The organism is Aminobacter sp. BA135 (assembly GCF_050859125.1).
In the GTDB taxonomy this organism is placed as follows: domain Bacteria; phylum Pseudomonadota; class Alphaproteobacteria; order Rhizobiales; family Rhizobiaceae; genus Aminobacter; species Aminobacter ciceronei.
Genome location: NZ_CP139574.1, coordinates 260726 through 277855 on the forward strand (window position 1 = coordinate 260726; position 17130 = coordinate 277855).

At 58.6% G+C, this 17130-nt stretch carries 17 protein-coding genes and 3 pseudogenes; 7 read left to right on the forward strand and 13 right to left on the reverse strand.

The window, feature by feature from the left end; all coding sequences use genetic code 11:
• Window positions 1-9 precede the first annotated feature (9 nt).
• From glnH to SLT36_RS31940, 5 genes and pseudogenes are all read left to right on the forward strand, one after another.
• The gene (gene glnH, locus SLT36_RS31920; protein WP_432289347.1) at window positions 10-750 is read left to right on the forward strand and encodes a glutamine ABC transporter substrate-binding protein GlnH; all 741 of its coding nucleotides are present in this window, start codon (window positions 10-12) and stop codon (window positions 748-750) included.
• 58 nt (window positions 751-808) lie between these two features.
• Window positions 809-1465, forward strand: coding sequence for a glutamine ABC transporter permease GlnP (gene glnP / locus SLT36_RS31925; protein ID WP_432289349.1), 657 nt, complete (start codon window positions 809-811; stop codon window positions 1463-1465).
• Window positions 1462-2190 carry a glutamine ABC transporter ATP-binding protein GlnQ gene (glnQ, locus tag SLT36_RS31930; RefSeq protein WP_432289351.1) on the forward strand — a complete coding sequence of 243 codons (729 nt, stop codon included), beginning with the start codon at window positions 1462-1464 and terminating at the stop codon, window positions 2188-2190. The genes glnP and glnQ overlap by 4 nt, the downstream gene beginning before the upstream one ends.
• Window positions 2180-3232, forward strand: a complete 1053-nt coding sequence (locus SLT36_RS31935; RefSeq protein WP_432289353.1) for a C45 family autoproteolytic acyltransferase/hydolase — start codon at window positions 2180-2182, stop codon at window positions 3230-3232. Before glnQ ends, SLT36_RS31935 begins: the two co-directional genes overlap by 11 nt.
• 118 nt (window positions 3233-3350) lie before the next feature.
• Window positions 3351-3452, forward strand: a pseudogene (locus SLT36_RS31940) (IS481 family transposase); the annotation flags it as partial.
• Window positions 3453-3608: 156 nt separating this feature from the next.
• Here SLT36_RS31940 and SLT36_RS31945 read toward each other — a convergent pair.
• The 10 genes and pseudogenes from SLT36_RS31945 to ectA all read right to left on the reverse strand — a co-directional run.
• Window positions 3609-3776, reverse strand: a pseudogene (locus SLT36_RS31945) (DUF982 domain-containing protein); the annotation flags it as partial.
• A gap of 1281 nt (window positions 3777-5057) precedes the next feature.
• On the reverse strand, window positions 5058-5828 hold the full coding sequence (gene ehuA / locus SLT36_RS31950; protein ID WP_432289355.1) for an ectoine/hydroxyectoine ABC transporter ATP-binding protein EhuA: 771 nt from the start codon (window positions 5826-5828) through the stop codon (window positions 5058-5060).
• Window positions 5825-6517, reverse strand: coding sequence for an ectoine/hydroxyectoine ABC transporter permease subunit EhuD (gene ehuD, locus SLT36_RS31955; protein ID WP_432289356.1), 693 nt, complete (start codon window positions 6515-6517; stop codon window positions 5825-5827). The genes ehuA and ehuD overlap by 4 nt, the downstream gene beginning before the upstream one ends.
• A gap of 3 nt (window positions 6518-6520) precedes the next feature.
• A complete protein-coding gene (gene ehuC, locus SLT36_RS31960) occupies window positions 6521-7192 on the reverse strand; it encodes an ectoine/hydroxyectoine ABC transporter permease subunit EhuC (protein ID WP_432289357.1) in 672 nt (223 codons plus the stop codon).
• 82 nt (window positions 7193-7274) lie between these two features.
• Window positions 7275-8141 carry an ectoine/hydroxyectoine ABC transporter substrate-binding protein EhuB gene (ehuB, locus tag SLT36_RS31965; protein WP_432289359.1) on the reverse strand — a complete coding sequence of 289 codons (867 nt, stop codon included), beginning with the start codon at window positions 8139-8141 and terminating at the stop codon, window positions 7275-7277.
• A gap of 78 nt (window positions 8142-8219) precedes the next feature.
• Window positions 8220-9683: an aspartate kinase gene (locus SLT36_RS31970; RefSeq protein WP_432289360.1), complete on the reverse strand. Its 1464-nt coding sequence runs from the start codon at window positions 9681-9683 to the stop codon at window positions 8220-8222.
• Between the two features lie 60 nt (window positions 9684-9743).
• Window positions 9744-10673, reverse strand: coding sequence for an ectoine hydroxylase (gene thpD, locus SLT36_RS31975; RefSeq protein WP_432289361.1), 930 nt, complete (start codon window positions 10671-10673; stop codon window positions 9744-9746).
• Window positions 10674-10700: 27 nt separating this feature from the next.
• Window positions 10701-11102, reverse strand: a complete 402-nt coding sequence (locus SLT36_RS31980; RefSeq protein WP_432289363.1) for an ectoine synthase — start codon at window positions 11100-11102, stop codon at window positions 10701-10703.
• 10 nt (window positions 11103-11112) lie between these two features.
• Window positions 11113-12402, reverse strand: a complete 1290-nt coding sequence (gene ectB, locus SLT36_RS31985; protein WP_432289365.1) for a diaminobutyrate--2-oxoglutarate transaminase — start codon at window positions 12400-12402, stop codon at window positions 11113-11115.
• 50 nt (window positions 12403-12452) lie between these two features.
• The gene (ectA, locus tag SLT36_RS31990; RefSeq protein ID WP_432289367.1) at window positions 12453-13022 is read right to left on the reverse strand and encodes a diaminobutyrate acetyltransferase; all 570 of its coding nucleotides are present in this window, start codon (window positions 13020-13022) and stop codon (window positions 12453-12455) included.
• Between the two features lie 396 nt (window positions 13023-13418).
• Between ectA and SLT36_RS31995 the strand changes: the two genes are divergently transcribed.
• On the forward strand, window positions 13419-13820 hold the full coding sequence (locus tag SLT36_RS31995; protein WP_432289368.1) for a MarR family winged helix-turn-helix transcriptional regulator: 402 nt from the start codon (window positions 13419-13421) through the stop codon (window positions 13818-13820).
• Window positions 13821-14016: 196 nt separating this feature from the next.
• Here the strand turns inward: SLT36_RS31995 and SLT36_RS32000 are convergent, their stop codons facing one another.
• Window positions 14017-14397 carry an ion channel gene (locus SLT36_RS32000; protein ID WP_432289369.1) on the reverse strand — a complete coding sequence of 127 codons (381 nt, stop codon included), beginning with the start codon at window positions 14395-14397 and terminating at the stop codon, window positions 14017-14019.
• A 144-nt stretch (window positions 14398-14541) separates the two neighbouring features.
• Between SLT36_RS32000 and SLT36_RS32005 the strand changes: the two are divergent.
• Window positions 14542-15084, forward strand: a pseudogene (locus SLT36_RS32005) (transposase); the annotation flags it as partial.
• Between the two features lie 321 nt (window positions 15085-15405).
• Here the strand turns inward: SLT36_RS32005 and SLT36_RS32010 are convergent.
• Window positions 15406-16218, reverse strand: a complete 813-nt coding sequence (locus SLT36_RS32010) for a carbohydrate ABC transporter permease (RefSeq protein WP_432289371.1) — start codon at window positions 16216-16218, stop codon at window positions 15406-15408.
• The gene (locus SLT36_RS32015) at window positions 16211-17083 is read right to left on the reverse strand and encodes a carbohydrate ABC transporter permease (RefSeq protein WP_432289373.1); all 873 of its coding nucleotides are present in this window, start codon (window positions 17081-17083) and stop codon (window positions 16211-16213) included. Before SLT36_RS32015 ends, SLT36_RS32010 begins: the two co-directional genes overlap by 8 nt.
• Window positions 17084-17130 lie beyond the last annotated feature (47 nt).

Below are 17130 nucleotides of genomic sequence, written 5' to 3' on the forward strand. Positions count from 1 at the left end.
GGAACTTGCATGAAACTGCGTAGCGTTCTGTTTGCCGCCTTCGCGACGGCCATAGCCTTCACACAGAGCGTCCGGGCCGAAGATCTCGTGGTCGCCACGGACACTGCCTTCGTACCGTTCGAGTTCAAGGAAGGCGACAAGTATGTCGGCTTCGACATCGACATGTGGGACGCAATCGCCAAGGAGATTGGCGTCACCTACACGCTGCAGCCCATGGACTTCAACGGCATCATCCCGGCGCTGCAAACAAAGCAGGTCGATGTCGCGCTCGCCGGCATCACGATCAAGGACGAGCGCAAGAAGGCAATCGATTTTTCGGACGGCTATTACGACAGCGGCTTCCTGCTGATGGTGCCTGCCGACAGCGCCGTCAAGGGTGAGGCTGACCTGAAAGGCAAGATCCTGGCGGTAAAGACCGGCACTTCCGCGACGGACTACGCCAAGGAGCATTTCAAGGACACGGAACTGCGCCAGTTTCCGAACATCGACAACGCCTATCTCGAGCTGCAAACGGGCCGCGTCGACGCAGCCATGCACGACACGCCGAACGTGCTCTACTACGTGAAGACGGCTGGCGGCGGTAAGGTCAAGGCGGTCGGCGAGCAGATGATGGCCCATCAATATGGCATCGGCTTTCCCAAAGGCAGCGAACTGGTCGTCAAGGTCAACGCTGCACTGGCCAACATGAAGCAGGATGGCCGTTACGCCGAAATTTACAAAAAGTGGTTCGGCACCGAGCCGAAGCTCTGACGCATGCGCTGGGCGCCGGTGAACGCCGGCGCGCTTTTTCCCGTTTCGGAGCGATCCCATGGAATTTGACTGGTCGGTTGTCACGGACGCCATGCCCGCGCTGCTCGGCGGGGCGCGGCTCACGATCCTGATTACCATTGCCGGCCTGGTGGGCGGCCTCATCGTCGGCTTCATTGCCGGCCTGATGCGCGCCTATGGCAATGCGATACTGAACGGCATCGCCTTCGCTTACATAGAGCTGATCCGTGGCACGCCCATCGTCGTCCAGGTCATGTTCGTCTATTTCGCACTGCCTGTCCTGGCCGACGTCCGGGTCAACCCGATGACGGCGGCGATAACGTCAATCATCATCAATGCGGGCGCCTATATTGCCGAGATCGTGCGCGGCTCATTCCTGTCGGTGCACAAAGGGCTCAAGGAAGCCGGATTGGCATTGGGACTGCCGATGTGGAAGGTCCTGGTCTACATCGTCGGCCCGGTCGCCTTTCGCCGGATGATACCGTCGCTTGGCAACCAGTTCATCGTCAGCCTGAAGGATACCTCGCTGTTCATCGTCATCGGGGTTGGTGAACTGACCAGACAGGGCCAGGAGATCATGGCCGCGAATTTCCGTGCCGTCGAAATCTGGACGGCCGTTGCCATCCTTTATCTGTTGATGACCGGCACGCTGACACTGATCCTGCGCATCACCGAGAAGAGGATGCGAATCCTATGAGCATCGTCGAGTTTCGCAGGGTCACCAAGGCTTTCGGCCATGTCGTGGTCTTGCACGAGGTCGATCTGAACATCGACGCCGGTGAGATCGTCGTGCTGATCGGCCCGTCGGGGTCGGGCAAGTCAACACTCCTGCGTTGCATCAATGCACTGGAAGAGATCAACGGCGGCGACCTGCTCGTCGACAACATCAGCGTCAGGTCGGGACGCTCTCAAGTTCGCCTGATCCGCCAGGAAGCAGGCATGGTTTTCCAGCAGTTCAACCTCTTCCCGCAGATGACCGCACTTGAGAATGTCGCCTTCGGGCCGCAGCGGGTGCGCGGGCTCAGTCGGGTCGAGGCAACGGAGCAGGCCAAGGCGTTGCTTGCCAAGGTTGGGCTGGCTGATCGCGGCCATCATTATCCTTCCGAGCTTTCAGGCGGGCAGCAGCAGCGTGTGGCGATAGCCCGAGCGCTGGCCATCAAGCCTAAGCTGATGCTGTTCGACGAACCGACGTCGGCACTTGATCCGGAGCTTCGCCATGAGGTGCTGCGTGTCATGCAATCGCTTGCCGAGGAGGGCATGACAATGGTTGTGGTCACGCATGAGATGGCATTTGCACGCCAGGTCGGCACACGGCTGATTTTCATGGAGGACGGCAAGATTTCTGTCGACGGTAACCCAAGTGAACAGCTCGCCGACCCAGAAAATCCGCGCCTGAAGGAGTTTCTCCAGCATGTCCACTGAGGGCCGGCTTGGATATCTGAAGGTCGAGGGCACGCACTACGACGTTGGCGTTCAGCTTGGACGGTTCGGGGCTGAGATAACGCATCGCCACCTGATCGCCACGCATGCATGGGCTACGGTCATGGCATTTCGCAACGATCCGCGCGTCGCGGCCATGCACCAGCTGGTCGAAGCCCGCTTTCCCGCCTACTGGCTGGAGCTTCAGGGACTAGCGCTCGGGCTCGACCTACCTTTCGACGACGTGTTTGTGTGGAACTGTCGTGGAGATGTTTGGGCAATGGCACCCGACGGCTGCACCACGGTGCACATCCCAGCTGAGGAACCGGTCGTCGCGCATAACGAGGACGGCGATCCGGGGTTCCGGGGTCACTGCGTGCTTGCCCATGTCCGGCCCGCTGGAACGACGGCATTCACAAGCTTTGTCTATCCCGCCTCGATCCCGGGACACACTTTTGCGGCAACCGAGGCCGGCCTTGTGCAGGCGGTCAACAACATACGCTCTCGCCACGTTGGTATCGGTCTGCCGAGGATGGCGCTTGGGCGTGCGCTGCTGGATTGCGGTTCGTTGGACGAGGCTGTTCAATTGCTTCAGACATCCGAGCGCGCCGGCGCATTCCACATGTCGCTGGCCCAGCGCGGCGATGGTCGTCTCTTGAGTATCGAGTTCACCCATTCAAGCTGTTCAATCGCTACGCTTGAGCGGCCACAGTGCCATTCCAATCATCTCATCCATCAAGGCATGTCGGAGGAACGACAGGTCGTCACCAGTTCTTCTTTATCGAGACAATGCCGTGGCCTAGACATCATTGCCGGGGCGGGTGCCGGCATGGTCGATCCGCTTTCGATCCTGTGGGACCGAGATGCATCGTCCCTTCCTATCTATCGTGCGCAACCTGACGACCCAGATAATGAGAACACACTCGCAACGGCTGTCTTCCACGTGGGTGAGAAATCTCTGGAATGGCAAGTCTACGATCGAGCCCATGACACACCGCGCTTCGTCATGAACGACGCATTGATGCCGATGGAACCGCTCGCCTGACGGTGACGGAATTGGCTGGTGTCACGGCCGACTAAGTCTGAGCTTTCACGGAAGGTGTCCATTCGGACCGAAGGGGAGACTGGAGTTTCCACAGCTCAGCACTCAGCGGAGGGTTCCAATGAGCCTCCGCATGAATGCCCGTCTGACGCCTCTGCGTCGCCAGGAGATGGCGCTTTCGGTGATAGAAGGCAGGCCTTCCAAAGCCCAAGCGGCGCGGACGTAAGGTGTATCGTCCAAGATCGTGGCGCGATGGGTCGAATCTGCCCAATAGGTGTCCATCAGCTATTCCGAACGCTTGAGGGAAGCAGGCATCGAGCCGTCCGACGGGGCTGTCGGCGACAATGTCCTCGGCGAAACCATCAAGGTCCCTCAAGCCATCAAGCACATCGCGACACACGCGGACGGCCGATCGGTACCGGGGACCAGCCCTTGCTGGTTTGCACTGTCGCAGCCACTCAAGAGCTTCCCAAGCGGACGCGATTGTTCTGCAACTGACAGACGAATTCTGACGGGCGATCACGACGGGCGGTTTGAACTTGTCCATGTCCGACTCCTGCTTTGTTTATTAGCGTCCGGCTGCGTACGGTTGGGTTCAACACTGCGTTCTAGGTTCCGGCAACATACAAGCCTAGCCCGCCGCTCGCCGCAGCGGGTTGCTTCGGATTGACCGAGAAGAGGCCGGCATCCGCGCCACCGGCCGGTAGTCCAAACGGTTCAGACAAAGCCAGCCGAGCACTCAAACCGGCGAGCGGTCTTCCAACTGCGCCTGCTACGGGAGGTCGTAGGTGGTTATGTGAGGCAACGCTCCATAGGGTGCCCTCAGCCTCGCCAGCTCAAGCGCGTGCCTTCGAGCTGCTATTGCCAGCGCTTTGGCGGATTCTCGAAAGGATCTGGAAGCATGAAAACGGCCGCACAAAGTGCAGTCGAATGTCATGTAGTCACCGATCGCAGCGGGGCCTTCCTCGGCCCCGTTTCTACAAATCGGGCAAACAATCCTGCTTGGTGCCATTTCGTGCTTCCCTAAGGTCAAGTGACAGCAAATCAGATATGACGATCACCAGCAAGCGGTGCGGAACTCATGGCAGGCAAGGGTCGAGGTTCGACCTTCGCGCTGTTCGCGCAGCCTGAAGGCACAAGCAGCCTGCCGGGAAGAAGTGGGCTCGATCTACTCGGCTGGAATGACCATTTTGCGGGCATTTCAAACTACTAAGTTTCGCGCAACGTCAGTGGGCGTCCAGTCGATGCTGCTCATCGGTGGAACAAAGCTCGCGCTGTTGAACGCCAGCATGATGATGGTTTGGGAGACCTGGAAGGGGACAGTCAGAGGAATATAGGGGTCAGTGTTCGCACGTGTAGGCGAATTATGGCGGCTTTCCTCATCGGCCTCCCTCAGTGGTCCCCCGCCCGCTGAACGAAATGGGCGAATTGGCGGGAGGCGACCCAAAGTCTAGGGACAAATGGCCGCCTGGCAGGGCTGATCCTTACGCAACCCCACCTTGTCACGGTCCGCCCCGAGGCGGACCGTGATCAATCCTGATGTCGCCTCGTGCTACGGTTACGGGAGCTGGAGACTGGCGGTCGGCAAAGTTGCCGCTGCCAAAGAGCCACGTTGGAGTTGAAACGCCCTGCATCGTGCCTTGAGAAGGGTTCAGGCCCATGCGAGCGGATCCAAAATCACAACAGGCTGTTGTGTCGATAATCTAGAATAAACAAACAATCTTGCTTCTAGTTGTCGAGAGAAACCGGCGGGTGCCGGCGAATTTTTGCATACGTCGCTCTGCCAAAAAATATTTCGATCTCTCAGCTTCACGAGATCTGGTGAGACTTACTCCAGGATCGCTTTCAAAAACTCACGTGTTCTATCTTCACTTGGATCGGTGAAAAGTTCTTCCGGCGTGCCTTCCTCGCGGATTTGCCCGCGGTCGAAGAAGCAGACACGGTCGGATATCTCTCGGGCAAACCGCATCTCATGGGTTACGAGCAGCATGGTCAGATCGTGTTCTTCAGCAAGCCGGCCGATAACCGTAAGCACCTCACCCACCAACTCAGGGTCGAGTGCCGACGTTGGTTCATCAAACAACAGGATGCTTGGCCTCATCGCAAGTGCACGCGCTATACCGACACGTTGCTGCTGTCCCCCAGAAAGCTGATGGGGGAATTTCTTCGCCTGATCGGCAAGGCCTACCAGATCTAGAAGTTCTTCGGCGCGTAGCTGCGCCTCCTTCTTGCCAAGACCCAGTACTTTTACTGGAGCTTCGGTGATGTTGCGCATCACCGTCATATGAGGAAACAGGTTGAACTGTTGAAACACCATGCCCAGTTTGGAGCGCATCCGGCGCAGATGCACTTCACCAGCCGGCTGTAGCGTGCCCTCGCGCAGCTCATGCCATAGTGGTTCGCCGTCGACATAGACGACGCCACCATCTATCCCCTCGAGCGTCATCAGGATACGCAGCACCGTCGACTTGCCTGACCCTGAAGGGCCGATGATGGAGACCTTTTCGCCCTTCTTGACCTCGAAATCGAGCTCGTCGAGCACGGTGAGGTCACCAAAACGTTTGACCACCTTGTCGAATGTTATGATGGAATCGGTCATTTCAACGGAAGTCCTTGCTTGGGAAGGTAGGTGTCGAGAACACGGACGCCTGCCGAGGCCACCAGCGTCATGATGAGATAAAGGCAGCCAACCAGCGACAACGGCACGAGATAGTCGAAGGTGCGGTCGCCGATGATCTTGGCGACGTTGAGCATTTCGAGAACGGTCACAACCGACAGCACCGGAACGTCCTTCATGATCGAGACCAGATAATTGCCCATTGCCGGCACGATGCGCGGCACTGCCTGCGGCACGACAATGTGGGTAAAGGTGTTGGCGGCAGACAGGTTGAGCGCACGGGCTGCCTCGCGCTGGTCTCTGCCTACGGCCTCGATGCCGGCGCGGTAGACTTCCGACGTATAGGCACTGTACTGAATGCCCAAGGCAAGCGCCCCGGTCATGAAAGCCGGCAGTACGATGCCGTATTCGGGCAGTACGTAGTAGAGGAAGAACAATTGTACCAGCAGCGGTGTGTCGCGAATGAATTCTGCGACTAGTCTTGCCGGCCAGGCAATGAACCGCGACCGCGCGCTCTTGAGAACAGCAAGAACGAGCCCGAGCACCAATGCGACGAAGAAGCCGAGGACGGTTGCCTGGATTGTCACCCACATGCCGACCAGCAGGATAGGCAGGATGGAGATGGCGAAGTTCAACGGGTTCGTCAGGTCCCATTCGAAGCCGAAAAGCATGGACTAGCTCCCCACCAAGCGCCATCGACCGGCGAAGCGTTCGATAAGGCGCATGACAACTGTGACCACCAGAGCCATGCCGAAATACATCGACAGCAGCAACGTGTAGATTGTCGTGCTGTCTTGGGTAAAGTTGCGGATCTGCTCGGCGCGGAAGGTCAGATCGCCGAGGCTTATCAGTGAAACAAGCGCAGTGTCCTTGAGGTTCTGTACAGCCAAATTTCCGAATGAAGGCATCATCTCGGGAATTGCCTGCGGGATGACGATGTTGAAAAGCGTCTGCCTTGGGGTGAAGTTAAGGGCACGCGCCGCTTCGCGCTGGTTCTGGTGGACAGACTGGATGGCGCCGCGCACGACTTCGGCACCGTAGGCGCCGATATTGAGGCCAAGTGCCAGTACGCCGGCGACCACTGGCGGCAGCCGCAGGTCTATGCCGATTGCCATGCCTGCCAAGGGGAGAGCGAAATACAGCCAGAATAGCTGCATGAGTAACGATGTGCCGCGCAAGACTTCGATGTAGCCGACCGAGACGCTCTTGAGTGCCAGGTTGGACGACAGCTTGCCGATGCCGAAGACAAAGGCAAGAACCCCGCCCAAGATCGTGGAATAGACGGTGAGTTGGACCGTGACCCACGCGCCCTCCGTCAGGGGAAGGAGATATTCAGACCAGTGCATGAGTTGATCCTGCGGGAAAGGAGTTCAGAACCGAAAAGGCGGGCACCGTGGCACCCGCCTCGATCGCGTCTATGCCGTCAGCTCAGTCCGCGCTGCAGAGATCGGCTGTTTTGTGAGCAGTCGATCCCGAAACATCAGCTTCGGTGAAGCCGTAACCGGTTACGATTTCCTCCCACTCCGGCATTTTCTTGAACTCGGAGAGCGCGCCATTCACGGCATCACGCAGGCTTTCGTTGCCACTGGCGAATGTAAACCCGCCCCAACTGCGAACCTCTTTGCCGTTCACCACCGGATCGGCAAAGTCGGACGCCACTTCCACACCGTCGTTCTGGCTGGCCAGTCCGCTTACCGTCAGGCTGGTCGCGGCGTAGGCATCAGCCCGTCCAGTCGAAACCGTTGAGATCGCATCGGCGTTGGAAGCTATGGTCACCAGATTACCTTCGGCAACGCCCAGCGCCTGCATCATCTCCAGCTGGTCTGCACCCGCCATGATCGCAACCTTGAGCGCGGAATTCTTGGCGAAATCTTCATATGACTTGACATCCTTCGGGTTGCCCGCAGCAACCAAAAGTCCTTCCCCGTACGAGGTATTGGGTTCGGAGAAAAGGACCGTCTTGCAACGGTCGGGCAGGATAGCCATCTCGGCCGCCACCATATCGAAGCGATCCGCCTGAAGGCCGGGGATAAGCGAAGAAAAGCTGGTCGTTACCCATTCGATCTTTTCGATGCCGAGTTTTTCCATCAGCTTCTTGGCAACCGTGGGGCCGGCGCCCAGGGCCTCACCCTTGGGGTCGACATAGCCATAGGGGATCTCATTGGCGACGGCGATGCGGATCGTCCCCGACTTCTTGATCTGCTCGAGCGTCGCAGCATTGGCAAATGTGAGGGCGAGGGCCGATATGGCAACGCCGGACAGCGCCATCAGTACGTTTTTTCCGAATCCGGTCATCTCTCATACTCCTGTTGTTTTGATTTGCGTCGGCATTGTGGAACCTGGATCAGCTTCGCCGATCGATCGCTCCCGAGGTCAGGCCGCTGCATTCAGCTGGGACAAGTCATCGGTTGCAGCCAGTTGCCGTGTTTCGATGAGCTCCCTATGCAGGCTTGTGACGGCCAGCTCGAAATCGGCTTCCTCAATAATCACCTGAAGGTCGACCTTGCGGACCAAGGCATGGATGCCTAGCGGCGCGATCTCAACCTTTGCCAAAGCGTCGATGGCGCGAGAGAGTATGGTGGGGTCTGAGATGTTGCGCCCGATGGCCGAGATCAGCGCGACCTTTCGCAGCGTGATCTCCGCGTTAGGGTAGGCTTTGGACAGGTCCGACTCGACCCTCTTGATTGCCTTCATCGAACCCTTGAGGAAGTGGGTGATCGTGTTGGCGTTGGAGGTCTTCGACAGGATCCAGACCTTGTGGCGCGTCAGCGCTTCCAGTATCTCGGCGTCATAGCCTTTTACCCCAACCATGTCCTGGTCGTAGAACTCGAAGGCAAACACATTCTTCAACCCAGTGACGATCTCGACCTGAGCAGACTGAGCTGCAAGGTCGGCTCGTATCAGCGTACCCTCATGATCGGGCTCGAAGGCGTTGCGCACCCGTAACGGAATGCCGGCCTGGCGCAGGCTCTTGGCGGCGCGCGGATGGATCGCTTCCATGCCCATGTTCGACAACTGGTCGGCAACGTCGTAGTTGGTTGCCCCGATCACACGGACAGCGCCGGTCCCAACGATGCGCGGATCGGCTGACGACAGATGGAACTCCTTGTGAATGATGGCTTCGCTGGCCTGGGTTACCACGGCCACGCGTGACAGTGTGACCTCGCTGTAGCCGCGGTCGTAGCTGCGCATTAGCGCTTCGGTGCATTGGGCGTACCCGGTTACGATCGGTAGTTCTCGGCTCAGGTCGACATCGGCGAACGCACGGCGGATGCATTCGTCAAGATCGTGCTGGACCCCTTCGCGCCACCCGGTCAGATCGATAAGCCGAGCGTTGACGCCGTGCAGGTTGAGCAGCAGCACCGTATTAAAGGCCGTCTGAGCCTCGCCCAGCGAACAGAGCATTTCACGCACCGTCAGCAGGTGGTGTTCGAGCTGGAAGTGGCCGAAGGAACAAAGGCGCGCCAGATCGATCATGCACGATCGCACGCCCTCAATGCGTTCACGCACAAATCGATCGGCGGTCTGACGCGCACTGTCGTCGGCGAATACGGTGGCGTTATGCGTCTGCATCCTCTCGGCTGCCGCATTGAGCGCATCGCCCCAGACCCAGCCGCCTTCAGCGCCGGCAAACAGCGTATAGACACCCGGCTCGCCGGTCTTCTTGTGCTCGAGCAGGCTGTCGGTCACCCCTGCATAGGCCGAGACCACGATAATGCGGTTGTAGAGCGCGTCTTCGCTGCGGTCGCCTATCAGGACTGTATCGAGCAGTTCCTTCGAGCGGGACATCGATGTGCCGCCGATCTTTTCCGCCGTGTGGGATTTGGTCGTGGTCATGATTTCTCCGGACGCCCCATGGCGGGGCGTCGTCTCTATGGACTAGTCTGAGGGCGCGGATCAGGCCAGCCGGCCCCGCTCGACCTTTATCGGGTCCGAAGGGTCGCGAGAGCTTAGAAAGTCTGGTCGCGGCGCCTTGGCCGCGAAAGGTGCCCCGACGCGATTGCTCCAGGCGTTGTAGACAAAAAACGCGTTGGACCGCGGGAATGGCGTGATATTGCCATTCGATCCATGCAGCGTATTGCAGTCGAACAGGATGACGGTGCCTGCCTTGCCGGGCGCACATTCGATCCCAAATGCCTCGGCCATTCTCGACAGGGACTGTTGCGAAGGCACGCCTATCTCTTGCTTCTGCAGCGAGGTCGCATGGTTGTTCTCAGGCGTTGCTCCCGCGCAGGAGACGAACGTCTTGTGCGAGCCGGGCATGAGCATCAGTGCGCCGTTGAGCGCATCGTTATCAGTCAGCAGGACCGAAGCCGAAATGGCCCGCATCCGCGGCATACCGTCCTCCGCGTGCCATGTCTCGAAATCGGAATGCCAGTAGAATTCCTTTCCGGTGAAGCCCGGCTTGTAGTTCAGCCGCGACTGGTGCAGGTACACGTCGTCGTTCAGCAGAAACCGGGCACGCCCAGCGATACGTTCGTCGCGCGCCAGGCGGTCAAACAGCGCGTTTTGCTGGTCCAGACGAAACACCGTTCGCACCTCTTTCGAGCCCGGTTCGGTGATGACGTTGTTGGGATCAAGTTCAGCGTCGCCGGACCGCATCCTCGAAGATTCGCCTTGCAGGGCAGCAATCTCTGACGCTGAAAATACGTCATCGAGCACGAGGTATCCGTGCTGCTCGAACGCGCGTGTCTGATCATGAGTCAGTGGCGCGTCCGGCGACCATTGGCCCCATACGATGGGGTCCTTGCGCTCGAGCCAGCGCTCTCCGGGTCGACGAGTTGGGTAGTCGTCGGGGCTGGCAACGACAGTTGCATGTAATGTCATGACTTAGCCTTTCATTTTTGAGTGAGGTCAGTCGGCAATCACAAGCTGGGCATTGGGCTCATACGAGCCGTCTTCACGGTGCACCTCTTGTCCGCTGACCGGCGGATTGAAGCAGCAGGCCATCACCAGTTCGCTGTTGGCGGTGAGCCGATGCCGGTCATGCAGGTTGAGTGCGTAAACGGTGCCCGGGCGGATCTGATGGACCTTGCCTGTGGCCATATCCTCGATTTTTCCCTCGCCCGAAATACAGTAGACGCTTTCGAAATGGTGCTTGTAGTGAAACACATGGCTCGTGTTGGCGTGGATGCGGGTGATATGGAAGCTGAACCCCATGGCGTCGCCGGCCAGCAGCAGGCGTGTGCTGTCCCAGCCATCGGCTTTAACCAGGCGATCTGTCTGACGTGCTTGTTCCAGTTCTCTGACTATCATGATGTGGCTCCTATTCGGCAGCGACGCGCATGGTGCCCATGGTCAGGGCGAACGCTGTTTCCAACGTGTCCAGGCCCGCCGCCAACTGCTCTTTGGAAATGGTCAAGGGGGCCAGGACTTTGACAATTTCGTCGTGGCTTCCCGAGGTTTCGATAATCAGCCCACGCTCAAAACATGCCTGGCAAACGGTGGCGGCGTTTTTGCCGGAGCCAGCGTCGATCCCCATCATCATGCCGCGGCCCTTGATGGCCAGGCCATGGGTTTCGGCTACAGCTTCAAGGCGTGTGGCGAGATAGGTGGCTTTGCCGGCGACCTCATTTTTGAACCGATCGTCGTTCCAGAATTTCTCCAGCGCTGCCGTCGCGGTGACGAAGGCATGATTGTTGCCGCGGAAGGTGCCGTTGTGCTCGGCTGGCTTCCAGATGTCGTGCTCGGGCTTGATGAGCGTCAACGCCAGTGGCAGTCCCAGGCCCGAGAGCGACTTGGCCATCGTGACGATGTCTGGTGACAACCCCATGCCGTCGAACGAAAAGAACCCGCCTGTTCGACCGCAACCGGCCTGGATGTCATCGATGATGAAGAGCGCTCCATGCTGGCGTGCTATGGCCTCGATCTTGCGTAGCCACTCGGGCGAGGCGACATTGAGACCGCCTTCTCCCTGCACTGTTTCCACAATGATCGCGGCGGGCGCATCAATACCGCTCGATGGATCGGCAAGCTGGCGATCCAGCATTTCGGCGGTATCGATGTCAGGTCCGAAGTAACCTTCGAATGCTGCGCGCGTGACGCCCGACAAGGGCGTGCCGGCACCGGCCCGATGCTTGGAATTGCCGGTCGCCGCTAACGCGCCCATCGTTACGCCGTGAAAGCCATTGGTGAAGGCCACGACATTATGCCGGCCGGTTACTTTACGCGCCAGCTTGATCGCCGCTTCGACAGCATTGGCGCCTGTTGGTCCGGTAAACTGCAGGCGATGATCCATTGCCCGTGGCTTCAGCACAATGCGCTCGAAGCTCGCCAAAAATCTCTGCTTCGCGTCGGTAAACATGTCCAGCCCGTGGGTGATGCCGTTCGCCGACAGGTATGCGACGAGCGCCCGTTTGAGGTCAGGGTCGTTGTGGCCATAATTGAGCGATGAGCAGCCGCTGAGGAAGTCGAGATAGGCGTTGCCTGAGGTGTCGTACAAAGTCGAACCGATCGCCTTGTCGAATAGTCTGGGGAAGCTGCGTGAATAGGATCGAACCCGACTTTCGACCCGCTCGAAAGCGGTCGTTGCGGCGATGGTTCCAGTGGTGGGCATTGATAGTCTCCTTGGGCGTCCAAGATTGAATGCCGTTGGTGCCAGAGGCGTCAGACGGCGATGCGTGCCGTTCCGTCCCGGTGAAACGGGCCGATGGTGACGGCAAACTCGCTGTCATGGAGGTGGTTGAAATGGACTTCCCGCGAGAAATGACTGCGTCGGGCCATCGGTGCATCGAGCTTGCTGGCGATGGATCTGAACAGAGCCCACGACGCAGCGTTGCACTCGGTGATAGTGCATTCGATATGGTCGACCTCACTGCTTGCTTGCCTGGCCAAAACATCGGCAACGAGTTTCTTGGCCAATCCCTGCCGCTGCCCCGCGGGGCTGACGCATATCTGCCACACAAACAACGTGGATTGCTGTTGCGGGGGAATGTAGCCGGACATCCAACCAACAATCTCGTTGTCGCTTTCAGCGATGGCGCAGGTGGATGCGAAATGGCTGCATTGCAACAAGTTGCAGTAGAGCGAGTTGTCGTCCAGCCCCGGTGTTTGGCGGATCAACTGCCACACGCGTGGGCCGTCATCTGAGCGCGGCGTGCGAATAGCAGTCCGGCCACGAGTAACCTTGATCGGAAGAGGGGCGCCGCCAGCCTTGCTGGCCGCTATTTCATTCAACAAACCTACCACCAAATTTCTGATGCCTGAGCTTGGCAATGGCATAAACTTAGGTGATTCAAAATAAAAGTCAAGCGCGAATTGATTGAAAGCGCCTGCGCGAGCGTCGGAATTTCAAAATTGTTTATTTAAACCAATGCGTTACATAATATCTCTTATTGGATTTTCAGGATGGGCCCGCGCTGTATCTGATACGCGATTAGGGAATAGTTAGTTTGAGCGAAATTGTTTCCGCCGCTTGCAATGCAGCGGATAGCTGTTGGGTTTACGGTCTTCAGAAGCTAGAATGCGACCGAGAAATGAAATGGGCTGAGAAAGTTGGAAGACCGGACCAAGCGGGCATTGTCTGCCATGCGCAAAATTTTGCGCACCACGGAACTCAACGGGAGGGCCGTAATGCGCGCGACCGGGCTCACCCCCTCCCAATTGGTCTTCTTGCAGTTGCTTGAGGAAGCCAACGAGCAAACGGCAGGCTATATCGCGGGACGAATGGGCATCACCCAGGCAACCACGACGGCGCTTATTCAGAAGCTCGAATCACATGGGATGATAAAGCGCCGCAAGGGCGATCAGGATCGGCGTCAATCTTGGCTTTCATTGACTGAGGCCGGACGCAGCTTGCTGGCTGCCTCGCCCGATGGCGTGCAGGCGCGGTTTCAGAGCGAGTTCAACAAGTTGGTCGATTGGGAGCAGGCCATGTTGACAGCCTCTTTAGAGCGCGTAGCCGCAATGATGGGGAACCAGGATCAGGATATGGCGGCTGTGCTGGATGGAAAGTCCCTGATTGAGATCGACTGACTTCGTCATTGAAACAGTCATCTGTTCAGATCTGCAAAACAGCCTCGCAGGGTGTCAGCCTCAATAAGAAAGGCACTACGTTCAAGCTTATCAGCCCTCTGCATCCAAGCGAACGAGCCGAACCAGTGCGGTTTAGCCGGCCCCCGTCAGAAATGCTCTCCGGCTTTAAACGGACCGATCCGAGTTCCAGCAGCGATCAGGTAGGCCGTCGACAACCGATCAGAAGAAATCCATTCACCCCCTCGAGAGTTGCCAATACGCGCCATGCGTGAGCCGGCACAACGTCGCCATAGCCAACTGTCGAAAAGGTGATGGTCGAGAAATACAGGGCGGTTTCAAAATCCTCGAAAATATCAAGCAACCAGTATAGCCCGGCCCAGAGCCAGACCTCGGTGGTCATTACTGCGAAGAGCCCCATGACCACGCTGATCATCGCGACGATACGGCTTCGGCGTCCATGCATGCGAAAGCGGGCGACGAGGTATCGCATCGCATGGGTAACGACGATCAGACCAAAGGTGTGGACTAAGACCGTCAGACTTATAACGATGGTGCCGATGAGCAGATTGAGAGCCATGCGCGGAACCATAGCCGCTCAGAAGCCCTGATCCTTGTGCGAGATCAATTTTTGGGTCGGCCCCGCCTGACAGACTGTTGAAAAAGCCGCTCGCCTCAGGCGCGGCGCGATTCTTTGTCTTCGAAGGGGCTCGGAGACCGATGCATGCGCGGTGACGACAAGCAGACGGGCGAGCTTTGCATCTACGTGGAAATGGAGGCTCAGGTTCGGCGCGACCATCCGCTGCCAGCGGCCCGGGTGATCGTGAACGAGGCGCTCGACGCGTTGAAAGGGAAGTTTGCGGCGCTCCATTCTCCAATCTGGTGGCCGTCGATCCCGCCGGAGACGCTGCGCGGACGATGCTCCTTCAGGCGTTCTACTCGATCCGCTCAGAACAGCTCCTGATGGAACGGCTGGAATACGACCCCCTGTTCCGCCCCCTCGACATTCTCAATGAACCGCGACCGGCTTACAGGAAGGCGACATCGCGGCGAAGTCCCTGGCGGCGGTGCTGGCGCAGCCCAGGGTCAGGTGGCTTCTGTCGAGCGATCACTTGCTGGTCGATGGCACACTGATCCAGGCCTGGGCGTCGATGAAGAGCGTCAAGCCGAGGGATGGTTCCGGTGAGCAACCGGTTCAAGGCGGTGCGCGCAATGCCACGGGCAGAAGCGAGCCAACGACACCCATGGCTCGACCACCGACCCGGAAACTCCACAACAAGATGGCAAGGCAACCTTCGATGCGGGCTCTCCCATAGCCGAGCAAGGTGCGCGCAACGACCTAGCGGCACAGGCTCGACCGCCATAATCTAGGGCGATGCGCGGTTGCTGACACGCCTGGTCCACAACATGATGCAGAATGCGTTGTGCCAAGGGCTCCGCCCGAGATCGCCGAGGTCGAGACAGAAAGACGGGGCAATCGTACGCGGCGCGTCGAGACAGCCCCAAATCGACCTGACCAAGCGGGTGGCAAGGCACGTCGGAATTTCCGACCTGTGATCACGCGCTGTTCTCGCGGGCTGCGGAAGGTTCACTTGAGGCCTCCGGCCAGTCCTCGCACCAGGTATTTCTGGAAGAATGCCAGGATGAAGAGGATCGGAACGGACGCAATGAGCCCGATCGCGGTGAGGCGACCCCAGAACGTTTCGTCCTCGGTGATCAGCGTCGCGATGAAGGTCGGCAGTGTGAACTTCGACGGTGTCTGGATGAACAGCATCGCGTAGGCGAATTCGTTCCAACTGATTATGATCAGAAGGACCAGCGTTGCCGCTATTCCAGGGGCCATGATAGGTAGGACGATGGTCAGCAGGCGACGCAGCAGGCTGGCGCCATCCATCATCGCAGCTTCCTCATAGCTTGGCGAGACGTCGCGGACGAATCCGATCAGCATCCAGATCGCAAATGGCAAGGTGTAGACCTGATAGACGAAGATCAGGCCGGCATGCGTGTCGAGCAGGTTTACGCTGCTCAAAACCTGATAGAGCGGGATTGCCAGAACCAGGGGCGGAGCTAGCTTCACCAGCAGGACAAACATCAGGAACCCTGCGTCGAGCCGCTTGGGCAACTGCATCCGCACTAGGGCATAGGCCGCAGGAAAACCCACGCCGAGCGATAGCGCCGCAGCGCCGAGCGTCACGATCAGGCTGTTGAGAATCTTGCCGGCAACATCGTCGCGGCCAAGCAATTCCTGGTAGTGCGCAAGGGTTGGGGCATCAGGCAGGAGTGCCACGGACGTCGAAACGTACTCCATCGGCGGCTTGAACGATGTTGCCGCCATCCAGATGATCGGCAGCAGCATGACGGCCGTCACCACATAGACCAATGGCGAGTGCAACTTACGCATTTCGGCCTTCCTTCAAGATCTTCGCTGCATAGATGCAGGCCAGCATTCCTGCCAGCACCACCATGATCATCGCGGCCGCAGACGCCATGCCGATTTCGGAAAACTTGAATCCGAGGCGGTATAGGTAGACAGACAATGTTTCCGTCGACTGACCTGGCCCGCCGCCGGTCAGCGCGAAGACCTTGTCGAAGATCTTGAAACTGTCGATCGACCGCAGCAGCGCCGCCAGGGCGATATGCGGCATCAGGAGCGGAATTGTCACGGTCATGAGCACGTGTGCCGGACCTGCGCCGTCCATCCGCGCGGCTTCGTAGATTTCCTTGTCGATCGACTGCAGGCCCGCCAACAGGATCAGGAACACGAATGGAACGGTCTGCCACACATCAACCAGCACGATCGAGTACAACGCAATGCGCGGGCTGGACAGCCAGGCAACGCGGTCAAGGCCAACTGCGGCAACGATGTTGTTCAGATAGCCATAGTCATAGTGAAACCAGGCGCTCCAGATTGCCGTCACCACCATCGTCGACAGGACGAATGGTGCGATCAGCAGGGTGATCACCACGGCGCGGCCGGGAAAGCGGCGGTTGACGAGCAAGGCTAGGGCTAGGCCCAGCGCCACCTCAGCAACGGTGGCAAGAATGGTGAACCAAACCGTGTTGGAAATCGCCGTCCGGAAGAACCTGTCCGAGCCAAGGCGAAGGTAATTTTGCACCCCGACGAACCGCGCGTCTTCAAAGCCGTATTCCGTGGCGAAGAAGGACAAGGCGAGGCCCCGTCCCAAAGGATAGGCCGTGAGAGCTGCCAGCAAGACAAACGCTGGCAGGATCATCAGGAAAGCTGAACTGCTGCTATTGGACTTCATGACACGAAATACGCAGCAGGCGAACCTGCTGCGCCTCATCGATTAGA